This is a genomic window from Enterococcus sp. LX10, from assembly GCF_023539285.1.
Lineage (GTDB): Bacteria > Bacillota > Bacilli > Lactobacillales > Enterococcaceae > Enterococcus > Enterococcus faecalis.
On sequence record NZ_CP092784.1, the window covers coordinates 2,667,909 to 2,685,000 of the forward strand.

The 17,092-nt window shown below is 40.7% G+C and carries 10 protein-coding genes, 7 tRNA genes and 2 pseudogenes (1 of these 19 running past the window's edge); 1 reads left to right on the plus strand and 18 read right to left on the minus strand.

The genetic code is table 11. The features are described 5' to 3' along the window. Nucleotides 1–41 precede the first annotated feature (41 nt). The 11 genes and pseudogenes from MKZ30_RS12520 to MKZ30_RS12570 all read right to left on the minus strand — a co-directional run bounded on the left by MKZ30_RS12520 (nucleotide 42) and on the right by MKZ30_RS12570 (nucleotide 15,426). Nucleotides 42–1,595, minus strand: a pseudogene (locus MKZ30_RS12520) (hydantoinase/oxoprolinase N-terminal domain-containing protein). Continuing rightward, a complete protein-coding gene (locus MKZ30_RS12525; protein WP_002354727.1) occupies nucleotides 1,596–2,690 on the minus strand; it encodes an S-methyl thiohydantoin desulfurase family protein in 1,095 nt (364 codons plus the stop codon). Between the two features lie 19 nt (nucleotides 2,691–2,709). After that, nucleotides 2,710–3,984 (minus strand): cytosine permease, encoded by a 1,275-nt coding sequence (locus MKZ30_RS12530; RefSeq protein WP_002358943.1) that lies wholly within the window; start codon nucleotides 3,982–3,984, stop codon nucleotides 2,710–2,712. A gap of 391 nt (nucleotides 3,985–4,375) precedes the next feature. Further along, entirely contained in the window at nucleotides 4,376–5,938 is a 1,563-nt protein-coding gene (locus MKZ30_RS12535; RefSeq protein WP_033601256.1) for a PucR family transcriptional regulator, read from the minus strand. Nucleotides 5,939–5,961: 23 nt separating this feature from the next. Beyond that, on the minus strand, nucleotides 5,962–7,209 hold the full coding sequence (locus MKZ30_RS12540; RefSeq protein ID WP_002368523.1) for a peptidase U32 family protein: 1,248 nt from the start codon (nucleotides 7,207–7,209) through the stop codon (nucleotides 5,962–5,964). Nucleotides 7,210–7,236: 27 nt separating this feature from the next. Continuing rightward, nucleotides 7,237–8,157 (minus strand): peptidase U32 family protein, encoded by a 921-nt coding sequence (locus MKZ30_RS12545; RefSeq protein WP_033601257.1) that lies wholly within the window; start codon nucleotides 8,155–8,157, stop codon nucleotides 7,237–7,239. A gap of 179 nt (nucleotides 8,158–8,336) precedes the next feature. After that, nucleotides 8,337–9,371: an FUSC family protein gene (locus MKZ30_RS12550; protein ID WP_002354721.1), complete on the minus strand. Its 1,035-nt coding sequence runs from the start codon at nucleotides 9,369–9,371 to the stop codon at nucleotides 8,337–8,339. A gap of 217 nt (nucleotides 9,372–9,588) precedes the next feature. After that, nucleotides 9,589–12,084 (minus strand): ATP-dependent Clp protease ATP-binding subunit, encoded by a 2,496-nt coding sequence (locus tag MKZ30_RS12555; RefSeq protein ID WP_002378875.1) that lies wholly within the window; start codon nucleotides 12,082–12,084, stop codon nucleotides 9,589–9,591. Between the two features lie 2 nt (nucleotides 12,085–12,086). Further along, the gene (locus MKZ30_RS12560) at nucleotides 12,087–12,554 is read right to left on the minus strand and encodes a CtsR family transcriptional regulator (RefSeq protein WP_002354715.1); all 468 of its coding nucleotides are present in this window, start codon (nucleotides 12,552–12,554) and stop codon (nucleotides 12,087–12,089) included. Between the two features lie 357 nt (nucleotides 12,555–12,911). Further along, entirely contained in the window at nucleotides 12,912–14,141 is a 1,230-nt protein-coding gene (locus MKZ30_RS12565) for an aminotransferase class I/II-fold pyridoxal phosphate-dependent enzyme (RefSeq protein ID WP_050444163.1), read from the minus strand. After that, nucleotides 14,119–15,426, minus strand: a pseudogene (locus MKZ30_RS12570) (PTS sugar transporter subunit IIC). Before MKZ30_RS12570 ends, MKZ30_RS12565 begins: the two are co-directional and overlap by 23 nt. 145 nt (nucleotides 15,427–15,571) lie before the next feature. Between MKZ30_RS12570 and MKZ30_RS12575 the strand changes: the two are divergent. Continuing rightward, nucleotides 15,572–16,429 (plus strand): MurR/RpiR family transcriptional regulator, encoded by an 858-nt coding sequence (locus MKZ30_RS12575; protein ID WP_002354705.1) that lies wholly within the window; start codon nucleotides 15,572–15,574, stop codon nucleotides 16,427–16,429. Nucleotides 16,430–16,474: 45 nt separating this feature from the next. Here MKZ30_RS12575 and MKZ30_RS12580 read toward each other — a convergent pair. From MKZ30_RS12580 to MKZ30_RS12610, 7 genes are all read right to left on the minus strand, one after another. Beyond that, nucleotides 16,475–16,548 (minus strand) — tRNA-Pro (locus tag MKZ30_RS12580). Nucleotides 16,549–16,637: 89 nt separating this feature from the next. Beyond that, nucleotides 16,638–16,711 (minus strand) — tRNA-Arg (locus tag MKZ30_RS12585). 14 nt (nucleotides 16,712–16,725) lie between these two features. After that, nucleotides 16,726–16,811, minus strand: a tRNA-Leu gene (locus MKZ30_RS12590). 15 nt (nucleotides 16,812–16,826) lie between these two features. Next, nucleotides 16,827–16,898 (minus strand) — tRNA-Gly (locus MKZ30_RS12595). Nucleotides 16,899–16,902: 4 nt separating this feature from the next. Next, nucleotides 16,903–16,978: transfer RNA gene (locus MKZ30_RS12600), tRNA-Thr, on the minus strand. Between the two features lie 6 nt (nucleotides 16,979–16,984). Then, nucleotides 16,985–17,066 (minus strand) — tRNA-Leu (locus tag MKZ30_RS12605). Between the two features lie 16 nt (nucleotides 17,067–17,082). After that, a tRNA-Lys gene (locus MKZ30_RS12610) sits at nucleotides 17,083–17,092 on the minus strand; it runs 63 nt beyond the window's last position.

Here is a 17,092-nt window from a genome sequence, read left to right on the forward strand (position 1 = left end):
ACAAAAAGGAAACCCTCATATGCCAGAGGATTTCCTTTCTTTTAGTACATGTTCCCAACCACTTTTACTCGTAAGCGTGTTGCATTTTCTGGATGATAGGCGAGTGGTGTTTCTTCCACCTCGACTAACTCGATTGTGCCAGGAACTGCACCCGCAAGTTCAGCTTGTTGGACGGCTTTTTCTTGGGCATCGGCCAACGCCGCGTCTCGTTGGATTTTTGAATAGACATAAATTTGTTCGTATTGTCCGCTAATCTGAGCGATAGAGGCACCGATGGCATTCGCCACTGCCCCGTTTTCGTTGCGAATTAGCGCTTTAACACCTGTCAATTCTTCGGGGATGATAATACTTCCACCACCAACTAAAACGACCGTCACGTCTGCAGAACTGGTTTTCATGCGATCAATCGCTTCACTGACCAATTCGCCAATTTTTTGGTACACTTTTTCCGCAAACGTTTGGTCTAAATGAGCTACTTTGCTAGGATCACCGACTTGGGCATGGCCTAAGCGAACCACAATATCAGTGGTCGTTAATTGTGTGCCGCCAAAAACAAGGGCCTCTTGTGTAATACGGTAGCCGACACTGTCGGGGCCAACTGTCACAGAACCATCTGGTTGTTCACGCACTAGACTGCCGCCGCCGACACCGATTGACATGATATCTGGCATTCTAAAATTGGTCCGTACTCCGCCAACATCAACGGCCAGTGAAGATTCTCTTGGAAAGCCATCCACTAACACGCCAATGTCTGACGTTGTGCCACCAACATCTAAAACAACCGCATCTTTCAAACCAGCTAAGTAAGAAGCGCCACGAATACTATTTGTTGGTCCACAAGCAATGGTTAAAATAGGAAACTGTTTGGCATACGTTAACGACATTAACGTACCATCATTTTGACATAATTACACTTGGGCGTGATGAATTTTTTCTTGTTCTAAGGCTTGTTCAAAGCCTTCGCTGGTCACTTTAATTACTTTGTGCAACGCAGCATTCAAAATTGTTGCATTTTCCCGTTCAATTAAACCGACAGACCCAATCATTGAGGAGCAAGATACAGGAACATCTGCCCCTAACACTTCCTTCGCAAGCGCTTGAACAAACAATTCTTGGTCACTTTTTAAAGAAGAAAAAACGCCAATTACTGCGATTGCCTCTACTTCTCCTCGCCAAGAGGCCAAAATCCCACGTAATTCTTCTTCGTCCAGTGCAGTCAATTGTTGTCCATCATATTCGTAGCCACCATGTGCTAAAGCATACGTTTCTGAAAGAGTAGCCACTAAGTCCTTGGGCCAAGCTGTGTAAGGCAAGACCGAAGCGGTTGCTGGATAGCCCAAACGAAGGACCCCAACTTTTGCTAATTTTTTTCGTTCAACAATGGCATTCGTACATTGGGTCGTGCCCAACATTGCATGTGTGACTTTGGTTGGGTCCACTGCTGATTCTGCCAAGACTTTATTTAAGGCACCGGCAATCCCTGTTTGAATATCATCGGTTGTTGGAACTTTCACTGAATGAATCAAGTTTAATTGATGATCTAAAATAACAGCATCTGTATTTGTGCCGCCGACATCGATACCGATTTTATACATTTATTTGTCCTCCTTCGCTACTAAGTTTTCTAGTGGTTGATAATCCATTTCGTAGCCGAAATACCGAGGACCCACTGTTTCGATACCTTTTTTCGTTCGCCAAGCGGCATTCGCTTTCAAGCCCATTACTTGGACACGTTTGCCGTATTTCAAGCTTTCTGTTGTCACAGGCGTTAAAGTTTCCAAATCTACCATACAAATCAAATCAGGCGTCATCGCAATCACTTGGCCATCTTTCTCGGCAATTAAATTTTCATTTTGAAAATGGACAACTGCTTCTGAACCAGCATCACTGTTTAAGCCACTCAATTTGACACGTCCCAAATTGAAGCCACCTTTTACTTCTCGTTCTACATCTAGAATTTTTCCTTGGAACAATTCAAAGCCATCCGTAACTTCTACTAATGCTTGGCGTTTTTCTTGTTCATCTGCATAGGTACCTCGAATCACTTTGCCAATTTCTTCTGATAATGTCACGATGTTGTGAATACCATAGTCTTGTAATTGTTTGCCTGTCGCGGGATAAATGCTCACTAAAGCACTGGCGCCCATTTCAACCGTTTGAACACGAGCAAGACGTTCTGTCCAAGTATTATCAATCGTTTCCATAATGCCAATATTTCCTTTTTCATCGGTAATTGCCATAGGGGTCGCTGACATCCCATTCAAATGGAACGTTACCATAGGCAATTCTGGAAAGGCCCGACCCATACCATCACAATCCACCAAGGGAATGCCTAGCTTCGCTGCAACAACAATTGGAATCATTGAATTGACGCCCCCTGCTTCCATTGGAAAGGTCCCCGCAATCGTTTCTTGGTCTAAATATTTTCCTAACTTCTCAAAGACACGGACAAATTCGTCGCCTTTGGGAAATTTTTCAATTGCGACAGATGGGGCACCCATCATTGCGGCGGGTAGGAAAAAATCCTCCGCGGCAATTTCTTCTGGAGAAACCAGTTTGACAGGTCCGTTTTCTTCGATGGCGGACAAAGCCATCATTTTACCAATGTAGGGATCACCGCCACCTCCTGTCCCTAAAAAAGCTGCTCCTGTGGCTATATTCTCAATTGCTTCTGCATCTAAATAACGCATTCTCCGACACTCCTCTTCTTCATTCCATTTCTAATGATTCGGTGTTCGTCTGTTGACGTTTTGCACCGAAATAATAAATAACAAACGATAAAACAATGCCAATTAGCGGTTGGTTAGGCAATTGAGGGGCATTGGGAAAGAAACTCATAATCACCGGAATGCCCCCCACTGCAGCACCAATTAGCCATGAAAAAACACCTAATTTATTCACGCCAGGCGTTGGCTGCCATTTGGTTCGATCGCCTTTGTTAATCAACCAATAGGCAGCAATCATTACACCAGCCACTGGTGGAACCATCGCAGAAAGGACGGACATAATCGGCGTAAAGTAATTTAAAATCCCCACAACTGCTAATAAGGTCCCAATGGCGCCGGCCGCACCGACAGCGACTTTTTCTTTTTCTTTTGGAATATCAAAGACATTAATCAAGGCCAGTCCGCCAGAAAAAGCATTCACGGCATTCGTGGTCCAAGTTGCTAAAATTAGCGCAATAATTCCTAAAACTGGAAAACCGAGATTCATAAAAACTTCCGTGATATCTGCGGTGTTCGAAGCAATGGTCAAGACCGCACCAACGCCAATCATCAACAAGCCTGTCGGTAAAATCCCTAAGGTGGCCGCTTTAACCACATCTTTACGAGAAGAAACATATTGAGAGTAATCTCCAGCAATTACTGCACCTAATGCAAAAGAACCGACAGTCATTGAAAGACCTGACATAAAGCTTCCTGCTGTTTGAGGGGTATATTGACTAACAGCTTCCCAACCGTTGTTTCTTAACGAAGCCACCAAGCCATAAAGACAAACCAGAACTAACACAGGAACCGCAAAATAATTCAGAATTTTCAATATTTTTATGCCATAAAGAGCCGAAATAAGCATGATAACTCCCCAGATTAAGGAAGAAAGCGACACAGGTAAATCAATGCCGTAAATTTTTAAAAAGTTTGTGAAGGCGCCACCGCTGACATTGGCTTGCAAACCAAACCAACCTAAGCAAGCAATCGCTAGAATAATGGAAATAATCTTTTGCGAACCTTGAATGCCAAACACTTGAGAAGCGACTTTGACAGAAGGTTCTTGTAAGTCGGAACTTTGAATTCCTTGTAAAATCATTAAAATAACAATAATACCGTAACCAATAAATCCTGTTAACAAAGCTTCCCATAAAGGCATACCTGCAACTAACGTTCCTCCAATAATTAATCCTGGCACGCTAATCATTGCGCCCGCCCAAACAAATGCTAAGCTAAGCCACGATTGTTGTTGCTCGTTTTTTAATTTCATTCTCATTCCTCCTTAATTATTTTTTCAATTATAACGAAAAATCAGTCATAGGTCTTTTTCAAATTGAAAAAAATATCAAGGAAGTTTTGGCTTAAAATAAAAAGCAGACAAGAGCCTGGGACAAAAATCACTTTGGATTTTTGTCCCAGGCTTAAAAATTGATAAACGGCGGAAACAGAAGCAACTCCTTCGGAAATAAGCCGAAATTCTCCAAAAATTAAAGAACACCGGGTAGGTATCATGCAACATCAACTCGTTCCTCGTTGTGTTTTATGACAATTTTCGGAAATTCCTTCTTATTGCTGAGAAACACTATTTGCAAAGTAAATAGATGTTGAACAGTACCTACTTGGTTCTCGGAGTTAAACACTTCTGTCCCGACCTCTGTCTGCTTTTTTCATTCATTCGTGACCAAGCGATATAAGATCATCGCCAAATAGACTTCATAGGCTTCGGCGGCGTTGGTCATATCATAGCCGAGCGCTTCATTAATTTTACTGATACGATATTTGACCGTATTTTTATGAACAAATAGGCGTTCTCCGCATTCTTTAAAATCACTACTTGCATCTAGTAAAAACGTCCCTAATGTCATTAACTGTTCTGATTCTTTTAAGAGAGGTTGGATAACTGCTAAGCGTTGTTGGATTGCTTCTTCTCCTGCTTGGAGACACGTCATCATTTGTTGAACTGTACGAATTTCCGCGATTGATAACACTTTTCTTTGTGGATAGACACGCTTTAAAAACGGCGCGACTTGATTAACAGTTTGGTAGCTGACACGCACTTCAGTCGTGTTACGAACTTTCGGACAAAGGATGATTTCACCTAAATAGTCCTGATAGTCTGTGGCTTGCAAGTATTCTTTACTAATCGTGGCTTCAGGCTGTTTGTGTAAATAATTACCTAAGAGAACAATCAGGTAATTTTCTGTTTGCTGGACAATCGTTGTTTGGTAATAGTAACGTAGGAAATCTTTCAAATCTTGCTGAATAGCGTGGATTTCTTGTCCTTGTTGCCAAATAGGCAAAAGCCACATCGTTTCGACAGAAGAAATATCAATCATTAATTTTTTGGCTAATTGGTACATCTTATCACTTTCATCGTTAATGATTGCTTGGACTAAGGCATACTCACTGACTTCGTCATAGTTTTTCCCCCATAAATTCAGAGCCATCTGAACGACTTCCACCGCTTGATTCATCTCAAAAGAGGTTAACTGCTCTTCTTCTCGAATGAAGTAAAGCTTCAATGTTTGTCCATCTTTCTGAGGAAGTTTTTGCGAGGTAATGAAGTAGGTCGTTTCTCCCAACGCTACTTTCTCTTGTGATTGATAAAGTAACTTGGTTAAGGGTAATTTCGTGCTTCGCGGCCAATTGATGGTACTGATGATTTCATTGGTATAGGTGGTTAACGCAATATTGACTTTTAAAAAATCGGATAGGATTTTCAAGGTCATTTCCACACTGCGGTTTTGTTCAGGCAAAAGGGAAACTTTTTCCAAGAGGTCCGTTGCAAAAGAAGTCATTTTATTTTTATTGACTAACAATTTCATGACTTCATAAATGACTTCGTTATAGCGTAATGTGGGATCGTTTTTAGGCATTTGGATTAAAATAAAACCTAAAGAATCCGCTAATTGAATCACTTCCTCTGCAACTTTCGGTACGATAATCCCGACGTAGTACAAGATTAGGCCTACCTCGCCTAATTCATGTAGATGCCGAATCGTTTCGCATTGCTTCACCACATCATGACGAATGGCACAAAATGAACCAATCAAAATTTCACCAGCATGGTATTCATTTGTTTTGTGAAGTTTTTCCGAAAACAAAGACATATCAGAGACTTCTAAAAAAGAAAGAGAAGCAACAGATGTGTCCAATTGGTTTTTACCAGAAAGTACCGTTGCTTCTCGCAAAGACGGTAATTTTAATAAATCATTCACGCGGACACTCATATTTACTCCTCCTTTTGGCTGGTTTATTTTTTCTTACGAATCATATCGCCGACTGCAACAGGTTGCGTCACTTCCATTGTTAATAACATCATGGGATTAGGTGCCCGATCGATCGCTTCACCGTCTTCATTATACATCTCTTTAACGGTTTGGTGGAAATGGGTAAACCCAGGACCATAAAATTCAATTTCATCGCCGACACTGAAAAGGTTCCGTTGACGAATCGTCGCGACTTGCGTCTTTTCGTTGTACGCAATCACTTCACCAACAAATTTATATTGTGGAATTTTACGACGTTCGCCGAATAATTGTTCATTTTCACTTGGTGTATTGTAATAAAAACCAGTTGCTAATTCACGTTGTGCTACTTTCCATAATTCATCAATCCACTCTTGTTGGCAGACATAGTTTTCAGGGTCTTCCATGTAAGAATCGACGGCTTTTTTATACACATTAGCGACTGTCGAAACATAGTGAATGGATTTCATGCGGCCTTCAATTTTAAAACTATCGACACCATTTTCAATTAATTCTGGAATATGTTCAATCATAGACATATCTACGGCGCTCATTGAAAACTCTTCTTCAACTTCCCCTTCGCTGGTTTTGCTCCGACGTTCTGTCCCAAAAGGCATATCAAATAACTCGTATTTCCAACGACAAGATTGAGAGCAACCGCCACGATTGGCATCCCGCATCGACATATGGTTGGATAAAGTACAACGTCCTGAATATGAAATACACATTGCTCCATGAATAAAGGCTTCAATTTCAATGTCCGTATTTTCACGAATCGCTGCAACTTCCTCCATTGAAACTTCGCGCGCTAATACCACACGTTCTAAGCCTTCATTTTTCCAAAATTCTAATGTTTCATAGTTAGTTGCTGAAGCTTGTGTCGATAAATGGATGGGTAAACCTGGTGCTTCTGTCGCACAAATTTCGATTAAAGCTGGATCGGAAACAATCACAGCTGAAATTCCGATGTCTCGCAATTCTCTGAAAAACGCTCCTGCCCCTTCCTGGTTTCCTTCATGAGTGACCATATTGGCAGCGACATAAACTTTCGCATTATGTTCGCGGGCAAAGGCTACGCCTTCCGCCATTTCTTCTGGCGTGAAATTTCCTGCGCGGCTACGCAGACCGTAGGCATTCCCTCCGATATAAACGGCATCAGCACCGTAACGAATTGCGACTTTTAGTTTTTCTAGCGTCCCGGCTGGAGCCAACACCTCGGGACGCTTCAATGTTCGTTCTGTCATTACTTTCATGTTCTTCTTCCCCTTAAATGAATCAATTTATTTTATTGCATCGGCACTTAAATCAAAGAAACCATTGTCTAAGCCACGACCTGTTGGATGTAATTTTTCAATTTCAGCTGTTGCATGAGTTGCTTGATCTTCTGACCAAGTTCCCGCTTCAAGTGCTGCTTTCGCTTCGGCAAATAAGCGAGCAATCGCGACAAAATTTTCACCTGGCGTGTAAAGGCCATCGAGCTTCCATGTGCGATAGTGATGGTCATACAAGTTTGTTAACTCATTCATCAAGTTCACATCGTTATTGGCAAAAATATGCGTACCATGACTATCTTCATAAATGGAATAGTGGGTTTCTGGTTTTTTGGGTTCAGAAATAAACAGCCCTTCGTCTTTCGTAACCCCTTTGTCGTTCTTTGTGTAATTGTAGTAATTTTGAATTAATGGGCGTTTCGATTGATGAATACACGTCGCCCCATAGACAAGAATTTCAGCTGGAACTGCTAAGTTTTCTTCCATTGCTACCATTTCTTCAAAAGGTACTTCCCGAGCTAGAACAGCTCCGATGGCTCCTCGTTTACTCCAAAAATTGATTTGACGTGAGCTCGTTACTAAGGTTTCACCATCATAAACGTAAGGAATTTCTAATCCATCTCGTTGCATAATAAACACAATACCTGGATCACCCAAAGTAATTTTATCGACGTTGATTTCTTTTAAAAATGTCAGATACTCTGGGACTAATTTCATTTTTTCAGGGTGCATAATGCCATTTACTGCAACTAGCACTTGTTTGCCCATTTCATGTGCACGTTTCACAATCTCGCGTTGTTCATCTCGTGTAAAAGATACGGGCAAACGCAACCCGAATGTTTCTTCTCCAATATATAATGTATCCACACCTGTTGCGAGTAATTCTACAGCCTGCTCAACAGATTCTGCAGTTGCAATCAGTTCAATCATAAATATAGCCTCCTTCTTTATGACCGTTTAATAGTATCATACGTTCACAAACTTTAAAAGAGCTTATCTGTATTAAACGTACATTTTTCACAATGTTTCCGAAAAAAATTTTGGTAGAGAAGCACCATCCGCTTACCTACCAAATGTTCTTTTTTAATTACTGATCATCTGTTCTTTGGTCACTCATTCAAGTGGTATTTTCGTTCATAAAACGTTACTACAACGGTGAATAACCACGCTGCCGCTAAGCCTAACAAGCTGCCTAAAACAATCCCCAAAAAGCGGAATTGAATCAACGTTATCACGTACTGCTGACGAACGAGCAATGACAGCATCAGAGCCATAGGCGTTGTGAAAAATTGCGCCAATCCATAATTACGACGAATAAAATACTCAACGGTCACAAATAAGATTGTAATCACGACAATCGATTCAAAAGTTGTCAAAGCTAAATTAAGCAGAAAAGCGGAAATAACCAATCCAATCGTTGTGCCAAAAATTCGCTGAATATTTCGCTGCTTAATCGCACGTAAATTGTCTCCTTGTAAAATGGATGCACAGGAAACGACTAACCAATACGGATTCTGTAAATGTAAACTTTCGCTGATATATACAGCAAAAAATAAGACAAAGCTATAATATATGCTATCTAATGGCGCTTCTGGATGCCGATAAATTCGTTCCCGTAATGATCGCTTAGCTAGCGGGGCACTGATTTCCTTCTCTGTAAAATGCAACACTAGTGCAAACAAAATGGAAAAGCCAATGCCTAATAACATACAGCCACTCATGAACGGAATTTTTGCTAACGGAATGCTCGTACTGGCACCCATCGCTGTCACCATCACACCAAAGAAGGCCCCTGGTTTTGAAATATCGTAGACTTCAAAGAAAAAGCGGCCACCAAAACCGACCAGTGCAACAACAATGGGAATGAGCCATGCAATATGGGTCGATAACATGCCTAACAAATTTCCTAAAAAAAGGTAACTACCGACCACAGATAAACGAGTCATTAACTGTTTTAATGGTAACGGCTGATAATATAAAAAAGTAAAAATACCTAACGAGCCAAAACTTGAAATCAATAATTGATGATTGATATAGCCCAAAAAAAGAATGCTGAACATAACCAAGCCAGCAAACACTAGTCGAAAAGGATTATCCTTTGGACGTTGATAATGTAGTAATTCTCGAAAAAAAGATTGTTCCATTCCATCACCCCTCCTTATTAACGTAGCACAGAAAAATCAATCTGGCAATTCTCAAAAAGAAATCGCCACTGGAAAATAGAAAAAGGAGCGTGGAGCAAAAATCACTTTGGATTTTTGCTCCACGCTCAAAAACTGATACACGGCGAGAACAGAAGCAACCCCTTCGGCTTATTTCTCGGAGTTAAACACTTCTGTCCCGACCTCCTTTGCATCTCATCTATACAGTTTGTAATTCTTTCGCTTCTGTCTTTGGTGCTTTTGGTGCCCGCACATTTAACGTAATTTTGCCTTTGCTAGCACCTAAGGTTACTTTATCCCCTAACTGAATTTGACCGGAAAGAAGGGCTTCACTTAAACGATCTTCCACTTCTTTTTGTAAGGCCCGACGAATTGGACGTGCGCCATATTCTGGATCAAACCCAACTTTACCAATAACTTCAATTGCAGCTGGTGTGATTTTCACTTTAACCTCTTGTTCGGCCATCCGTTTCACGACAGATTGACTCATAATTTTTACGATTTCATGAATTTCCTCTTGTTTCAAGGAATGGAAGACAACCGTTTCGTCAATTCGGTTTAAGAACTCTGGACGGAAAGCTTTTTTCAATTCTTCCATGATTCGTTTTTGCATTAATTCATGATTTTTAGAAATGTCTTTCACATTGAAGCCGACATGTTTTTCTTCACGAATCGCTGTTGCCCCTAAGTTGGAGGTCATGATTAAAATCGTGTTACGGAAATCGACTTTTCGTCCTTTGGCATCCGTTAAATGGCCATCATCTAAGACTTGTAATAAAATATTAAAGACATCTGGATGGGCTTTTTCTACTTCATCTAGCAAAATAACGGAATAAGGACGTTGACGAATTTTTTCAGTTAGTTGGCCGCCTTCTTCGTAGCCGACATAACCTGGAGGAGAACCGATTAAACGGCTAGTACTGTATTTTTCCATAAACTCAGACATATCCACGCGAATCAACGCTTCTTCGCTGCCAAACATCGCTTCGGCTAAGGCTTTGGCAAGTTCTGTTTTCCCAACCCCTGTTGGTCCTAAGAACATGAAGGAACCAATCGGTCTTGCTGGGTCTTTCAAGCCACTACGCGCACGACGGATAGCGCGTGAAACAGCTTCAACTGCTTCATTTTGGCCAACGACCCGTTGATGTAAAATGGTTTCTAATTCCATCAATCGTTCGCTTTCTTTCTTCTCTAGCTGCTGCAAAGGAACGCCTGTCCATTGTGAAACGACTCCAGCCACGTCTTCTTCTGTTACTTGCGTACTGTAACCAGACAGACTTTTTTCTTTCACTGCAATCAATTCTTCTAGTTTTTCCATCACTTGTTTTTCTTTTTGACGAATCCGAGCAGCACTTTCAAATGATTGGTTTTGAATGGCCTCTTCTTTTTCCGTAATTAATTGAGAAATTTCGGTACGCAATTCATTAATTTCTGAAGGCTGATCTGCCTTATCTAAACGAACTTTTGCTGCAGATTCGTCCATTAAATCAATTGCTTTATCTGGTAATTGGCGGTCATTTAAATAGCGAATCGATAATTGAACCGCCGCATGTAGAGCTTCATCTGTAATTTCTACGCCATGATGTTTTTCATAGCGTGAACGCAAGCCTTTTAGAATTTCTTCTGCTTCTTCTGGCGTTGGTTCTGCTACTTGAATACGGGCAAAACGACGTTCCAAAGCGGCATCTTTTTCAATATATTTTTGGTATTCATCCAGAGTTGTCGCACCAATGGTTTGCAACTCACCACGTGCTAAAGCAGGTTTTAAAATATTTGAAGCATCGATCGCCCCTTCTGCACCGCCAGCACCGATCAAGGTATGCAATTCGTCGATAAATAAAATGACTTGTCCATCTTGATAGATTTCATCGACAACTTTTTTCAAGCGATCTTCGAACTCACCTCGATATTTGGTTCCAGCAACCAAGGCACCCATGTCTAGCATCATTAAACGTTTGCCTTGCATATCTTCAGGGACTTCCCGGTTGACAATTTTCTGAGCTAAGCCTTCTGCTATCGCTGTTTTCCCAACACCTGGTTCACCGACTAGGACAGGATTGTTTTTGGTACGGCGACTCAAAATTTGGATCAAACGACGAACTTCGGTCCCGCGACCAACTACTGGATCCAAGCTTTGTTCTCGTGCTAACTTGGTTAAATCTCTTGCTAAAGAATCCAATGTTGGCGTCCCTTGTGGCGCATTTTTATTTTGACCATTCCGACGACGTTGTGCGCCATTGGGTTCGGAAACGCCCATTTTTTTCAATAATAATTGACGCATTTTGGATAAGCTTAATCCTAAATTCACTAAAATTCTAGACGCTAAAATTTCTTCGTCTCTTAACAAGCCTAATAATAAATGCTCGGTACCAATCTTTTGAGCCCCTAAGCGCTTCGCTTCATCTCCCGCATAGGCAAAGATTTGTTTGGCTCTTGGTGAATAAGGTAAGTATAAGTTGTTATTCCCCATTGGACTTTGCATGGTGCCATAGCCACTTAAATGCTCAATTTCTTCACGGATGTCTTCTGTGTCAGTATTCAATTGTCGTAATGTTTTTCCGGCAATCCCATTTGGTTCTAAAACGAGTGCTAATAATAAATGCTCAGAACCGACGGATTGATGACGAAAATACTTCGCTTCTTCTTGGGCAATCGCCAGTACGGCTTTCGCACTTTCTGTAAATAGTTCATCCATAGTTATTCCTCCTCATAGCTCAAGCGCTCTAAAAATGAACGCATTATTTGAGCTCTTAGAAAATCTTCGTGATTCCCCAGACCATTCAATGTGCTTTTACTTAAAGCAGCTAGCATTAAATTGCCTTCCTTTTTCGTAATCACTTCTTCTTCATACAATGTTTGAATAAATGTTAGCGCATCTTTTTCTGTTAAGGTTGCGCCAATCAATTGATCCATTTGTTTTAGTAATTGATCGTTATCTGAAATTTGTACTTTGACAATGCGAATATAGCCGCCTCCACCACGTTTACTTTCAACTGCGTAGCCTCGTTGGATGGTAAAACGTGTATTAATTACATAGTTAATTTGTGAAGGAACGCAATTAAATAAATTAGCCATTTCCGCCCGACGGATTTCAATTTTATTACTTTCTTCTAAAATCTTTTTTAAATAAGCCTCGATTAAATCTGACGTATTTTGATTACTCATAGTCTTCCATCCTTCTTCTCTCTTGACTAATATTGACCATTATTATATCGAACTTTGCCTATTAAATAAAGAGGAACGCTTTGACTTTAATAAAAAAATGCAAAACAGGAGGAGCAACCTCAGTCAAACTGACTTAAGTTCCCCTCCTAAAGTTGAAAATATGTTATTGAATCACAGAGGCTGAGACAAAAGTGTTTAGCTCCAAGAACCAAGTAGGTACTGTTCAACATCTATTTGCTTTGCAAATAGTGTTTCTCAGCAATAAGAAGAAATTTCCGAAAATTGTTCTTTAATTTTTGGAGAATTTCGGCTTATTTCCGAAGGAGTTGCTTTTGTTCAGCTGATTATCTTAATGTCTCACAAAAACGATTCTTCGCCATAGGCTTGATCCAAGGCTTGTTGAATATCATCGATAATAGATGTTGGCTCTTCCAAACCAACGTACATGCGAATGTGCGCTGGCGACAAACCTCTTTTCTGAACAGCCGCCAAGTTATTGCCTTTGAATACAGGCAAGGCCAAACTTTCAAAACCACCCCAACTGACCCCAATTGTGACCAACGTCAATGCATTCACAAATGTTTTCAAACGTTCAAAATCGGTATCTTTTAAATCAATCGCAAACAAGGAGCCATAACCTGTTAAATATTTTTCTGCTAACGCTTGTTGTTGTTGATTTCCTACAAAAGGATGATATAAGCGGCTGATTCGCGAATCCTTTTGCAAAGCCGACAGCACCGTTTGGATGGCTTGAGACTGATGCGCCAACCGAACGGGCATGGTACGAATACCTCGTAACGCTAACCAAGAATTGAAGGGACTATTGACTGCGCCTAATGCTTGATGACCATGTTCAAAAATTTGATCTACAAGCGCTGCTTTGCCAATGACAGCCCCTGCTACAATATCCGAATGACCACCAATATATTTGGAACAAGAATGAATCACCAGGTCCACATTATGGCATAAAGGATGCTGAAATAACGGTGACGCCCACGTGTTATCAATGACAGTGTATGCGCCGATTTTTTGTGCTAACGCAGTTATTTTTTCTAAATCTAGCAGTTCAAACTTTTGTGAGGACGGACTTTCAAAGTAAATGACTTTGGTGTTTTCCTGAACAAATTGAAAAAGTTCTTCTGTTTCTGTAACGTCTACTTTGGTCAAGGATACGCCAAATTTCTCTAAATATTGCACAAACGAAACAGATTCTCCATAAATTGTATTGACCATTAAAACATGATCGCCTTGTTGGAGCAACGTAAACAGCGTTGCCGAAATAGCGCCCATTCCTGAGGCAAAAACTTTACATTTTTCTCCACGTTCCAAACGAGCAATTTTTTTCTCTAAAATTTCTGTTGTGGGGTTGGTGCCACGTGTGTAAACATAATTATTTTTTTCATCCATACTCGCTGCCATAAATTCTTCGTAAGTTGGAAAATAAAAGGAAGAGGTTTGAACCAACTCGGGCACCATCGGATGATACATTTTTTCCATTCCTTTTTCCACTTCACAGCAAATATTTTCATCATTCTCAACATGCATTTCCTTCACTCCTCTTTCTCTACAATGTTTCTGGTACTTCATGGGCTTCTTCTTTTTGATATTGTCGATCTAAGGCTTTTACAAATGGATAATAAATAACGACACTAGCCGCAACAGCTAAAACTTGCGTCACTGCACCTTGCCATTTTCCCACTAAAAAACCCGAAAACAGAAAGGGCGTAGCCCATGGTGCTTGAATGTTTGTAAACATTGGCATGAACCCAATTTTCATTGACAGAAAGGCAATCAAGACAGATACAATCGGCGCGACCGCAATCGGAATCAATAATAAAGGGTTAAAAATAACTGGGAGTCCAAAAATCAAGGGTTCATTAATGTTGAAAAATGCTGGAACAAACGAAATTTTCGACATGGCTTTCATTCTAGACGAATGTCCGACGATGGCCATTGCAATAGCCAAGCCAATCGTGCAACCAGCGCCTCCAATTGTGGCAAATTGATCGAGCATTTGGACCGTGCCAAAGTTGCCATTTTGAGCAGTTAATTGTCCTAATTCCGCTAAGCTTTGGTTTTTGTCTGCATTCGCATATAAAATAGGATATAGCATGGAATTGATGACAGTTGGATGAATTCCAAACCACTAGAACAGTCCATTTAAGCCAGCCACAATAATAATTGCAAAAGGGGTTCCGATTAAACCTTGCAGTGGCGCTTGAATCACCGCATAAATTAATTGCGGGAAGGAATCCGCAAACGAAAGCCCAATCCCATTAATCAATAAAGCCACCGCTACCACAAAAATCCCAGGAATCAATGCACTAAAAGCTTGGCTCACCATAGAAGGCACGCTGTCAGGCATTTTGATGACTAATTTTTTCTTAATACAGAAACGAGTCAACTCAACCGAAAGAATTGACATAATAATGGCCGTAATCACCCCTTGCGTTCCTAACCAATCAAACGATAAAACTTTCGTCACAACTTCGCCTGATTCAGTGGTCACCGTTTTCGGTAAAACGACTACGTAAGCAACAATTCCTAAAATTAATGAAGTTAAACGGTCCATTTCGTAACTTTCCGCCAATTTATAGGACATCGTCCCGGCAAAAATAATTCCCATCATGTTGAAAGTTGCTCGATAAGCTGGTGAAATCATATCCGCCCAACCTGCACCGAAAATTCCAGCCATAAAATCGCCATACCCTGCTACTGGAAAATCTGTAATCAACATAAAAATCGATCCAATAATTGTTAACGGCATAATTGCAAAAAAACCATTTCTTAAGGCTTGAAAATAACGTAAACTTGTAATCCTTGAAACTTTAGGCACTACGGTTTGCTCCACCCAGTTTGTTAACTTATCCATTTCACTTCTCTCCTTAATCCTTCGTGATATCCTCATCATAAAGAAACCGCTTTCTGATGTAAATACAACTAACTGATTCTGTAACTATGTTTCATAATTCATACGCTTAAGGTATACTGAAAGCGAAACAAAGTACCACAGAGAGGTGAACCCATTGAATCTAATCGAATGTTTAGAACAAAAAGAACGCTATACATATAACGAAGGGCTAATTATTGATTTTATTTTATCTCATACTGAACGAGTCCTGCATATGTCGATTTATGAACTAGCAGAAGCCACCAACTCTTCAACTTCCACGATTGTTCGTTTGTGTAAAAAAACAGAAACTAGCGGTTTCAAAGAATTTAAAATCCGCTTGTCCCGCGACTTAGAAATTCACTACCAAGCAATCCGGAATGTTGATGCGAATATGCCTTTTTTAGCGCAAGATTCTGATTTACTAATTGCCAAGAAAATTGCGCAGTTAACGACTGAAACTGTTCAATCCACTCAACAGTTATTAACCGAGGCCATGTTAAATAAAAGCATTGATTTACTTTTAACCGCTGAAAATATTTTAGCTGTGGGTGTCAGTAACTCCTACATTCGCTTAACGGATTTTCAAACAAAGTTATTACGCATTCAGCTATTTATCCATTTAATCCCTTATCAAGCTGAACAATTTTATTTAGCCATCAATGCCACCAAAAATGACGTAGCCATCCTCGTCTCTTACAGTGGTAACACTGCAGAAATCGTTAATGAAGCACGGATTTTTGCAGAAGGAGGCACCCCGATTATTGCCATTACTTCAGACTTGAACAGCCAATTAGCTAAATACGCTACAGTGATTTTGCCCATTCCTAACGTTGAACATGCAGATTTCAAAGTCTCGACTTTTTCCTCTCAACTAGCCATCGAATATATTCTCAATGTCCTTTATTCCTGTATTTTTAGTCGCAATTTCGATAAGAATTACACATCACAAAAAAATACACCTACTTCGATACTTAAATTTTAAACAAAACAAAAAAACAGTACTGATCATCAGTACTGTTTTTCACAATCGGGAAGACAGGATTCGAACCTGCGACCCCTTGGTCCCAAACCAAGTGCTCTACCAAGCTGAGCTACTTCCCGGGCTATGAAGTTAAAGTAATAAAAAAAGACTATCGAATTAAAAAGAAACTCACGTGCACCTTTTTAAAACTTAGTCAATCACTCAACTATGCACCCAAAGGGAGTCGAACCCCTAACCTTTTGATTCGTAGTCAAACACTCTATCCAGTTGAGCTATGGGTGCTAAATATAAAACAATGCCGAGGACCGGAATCGAACCGGTACGGTGATCACTCACCGCAGGATTTTAAGTCCTGTGCGTCTGCCAGTTCCGCCACCCCGGCGTAATGAATTGGCTAAGCGGAAAACGGGGTTCGAACCCGCGACCCCCACCTTGGCAAGGTGGTGCTCTACCACTGAGCTATTTCCGCAAAATGGTGCCGGCTAAAGGACTTGAACCCTCGACCCTCTGATTACAAATCAGATGCTCTACCAACTGAGCTAAGCCGGCTAAATATGCGGGTGAAGGGACTTGAACCCCCACGCCTTGCGGCGCTAGATCCTAAATCTAGTGCGTCTGCCAATTCCGCCACACCCGCAAATGAAATATGAATATGAGCCGTAC

Coding starts and splice junctions, on each gene's coding strand:
- MKZ30_RS12525 (WP_002354727.1), bottom strand. CDS start 2,690: ATGCGTTATTTAGATGCAGAAGCAATTGAGAATATAGCCACAGGAGCA.
- MKZ30_RS12530 (WP_002358943.1), bottom strand. CDS start 3,984: ATGAGAATGAAATTAAAAAACGAGCAACAACAATCGTGGCTTAGCTTA.
- MKZ30_RS12535 (WP_033601256.1), bottom strand. CDS start 5,938: ATGAGTGTCCGCGTGAATGATTTATTAAAATTACCGTCTTTGCGAGAA.
- MKZ30_RS12540 (WP_002368523.1), bottom strand. CDS start 7,209: ATGAAAGTAATGACAGAACGAACATTGAAGCGTCCCGAGGTGTTGGCT.
- MKZ30_RS12545 (WP_033601257.1), bottom strand. CDS start 8,157: ATGATTGAACTGATTGCAACTGCAGAATCTGTTGAGCAGGCTGTAGAA.
- MKZ30_RS12550 (WP_002354721.1), bottom strand. CDS start 9,371: ATGGAACAATCTTTTTTTCGAGAATTACTACATTATCAACGTCCAAAG.
- MKZ30_RS12555 (WP_002378875.1), bottom strand. CDS start 12,084: ATGGATGAACTATTTACAGAAAGTGCGAAAGCCGTACTGGCGATTGCC.
- MKZ30_RS12560 (WP_002354715.1), bottom strand. CDS start 12,554: ATGAGTAATCAAAATACGTCAGATTTAATCGAGGCTTATTTAAAAAAG.
- MKZ30_RS12565 (WP_050444163.1), bottom strand. CDS start 14,141: ATGAAGTACCAGAAACATTGTAGAGAAAGAGGAGTGAAGGAAATGCAT.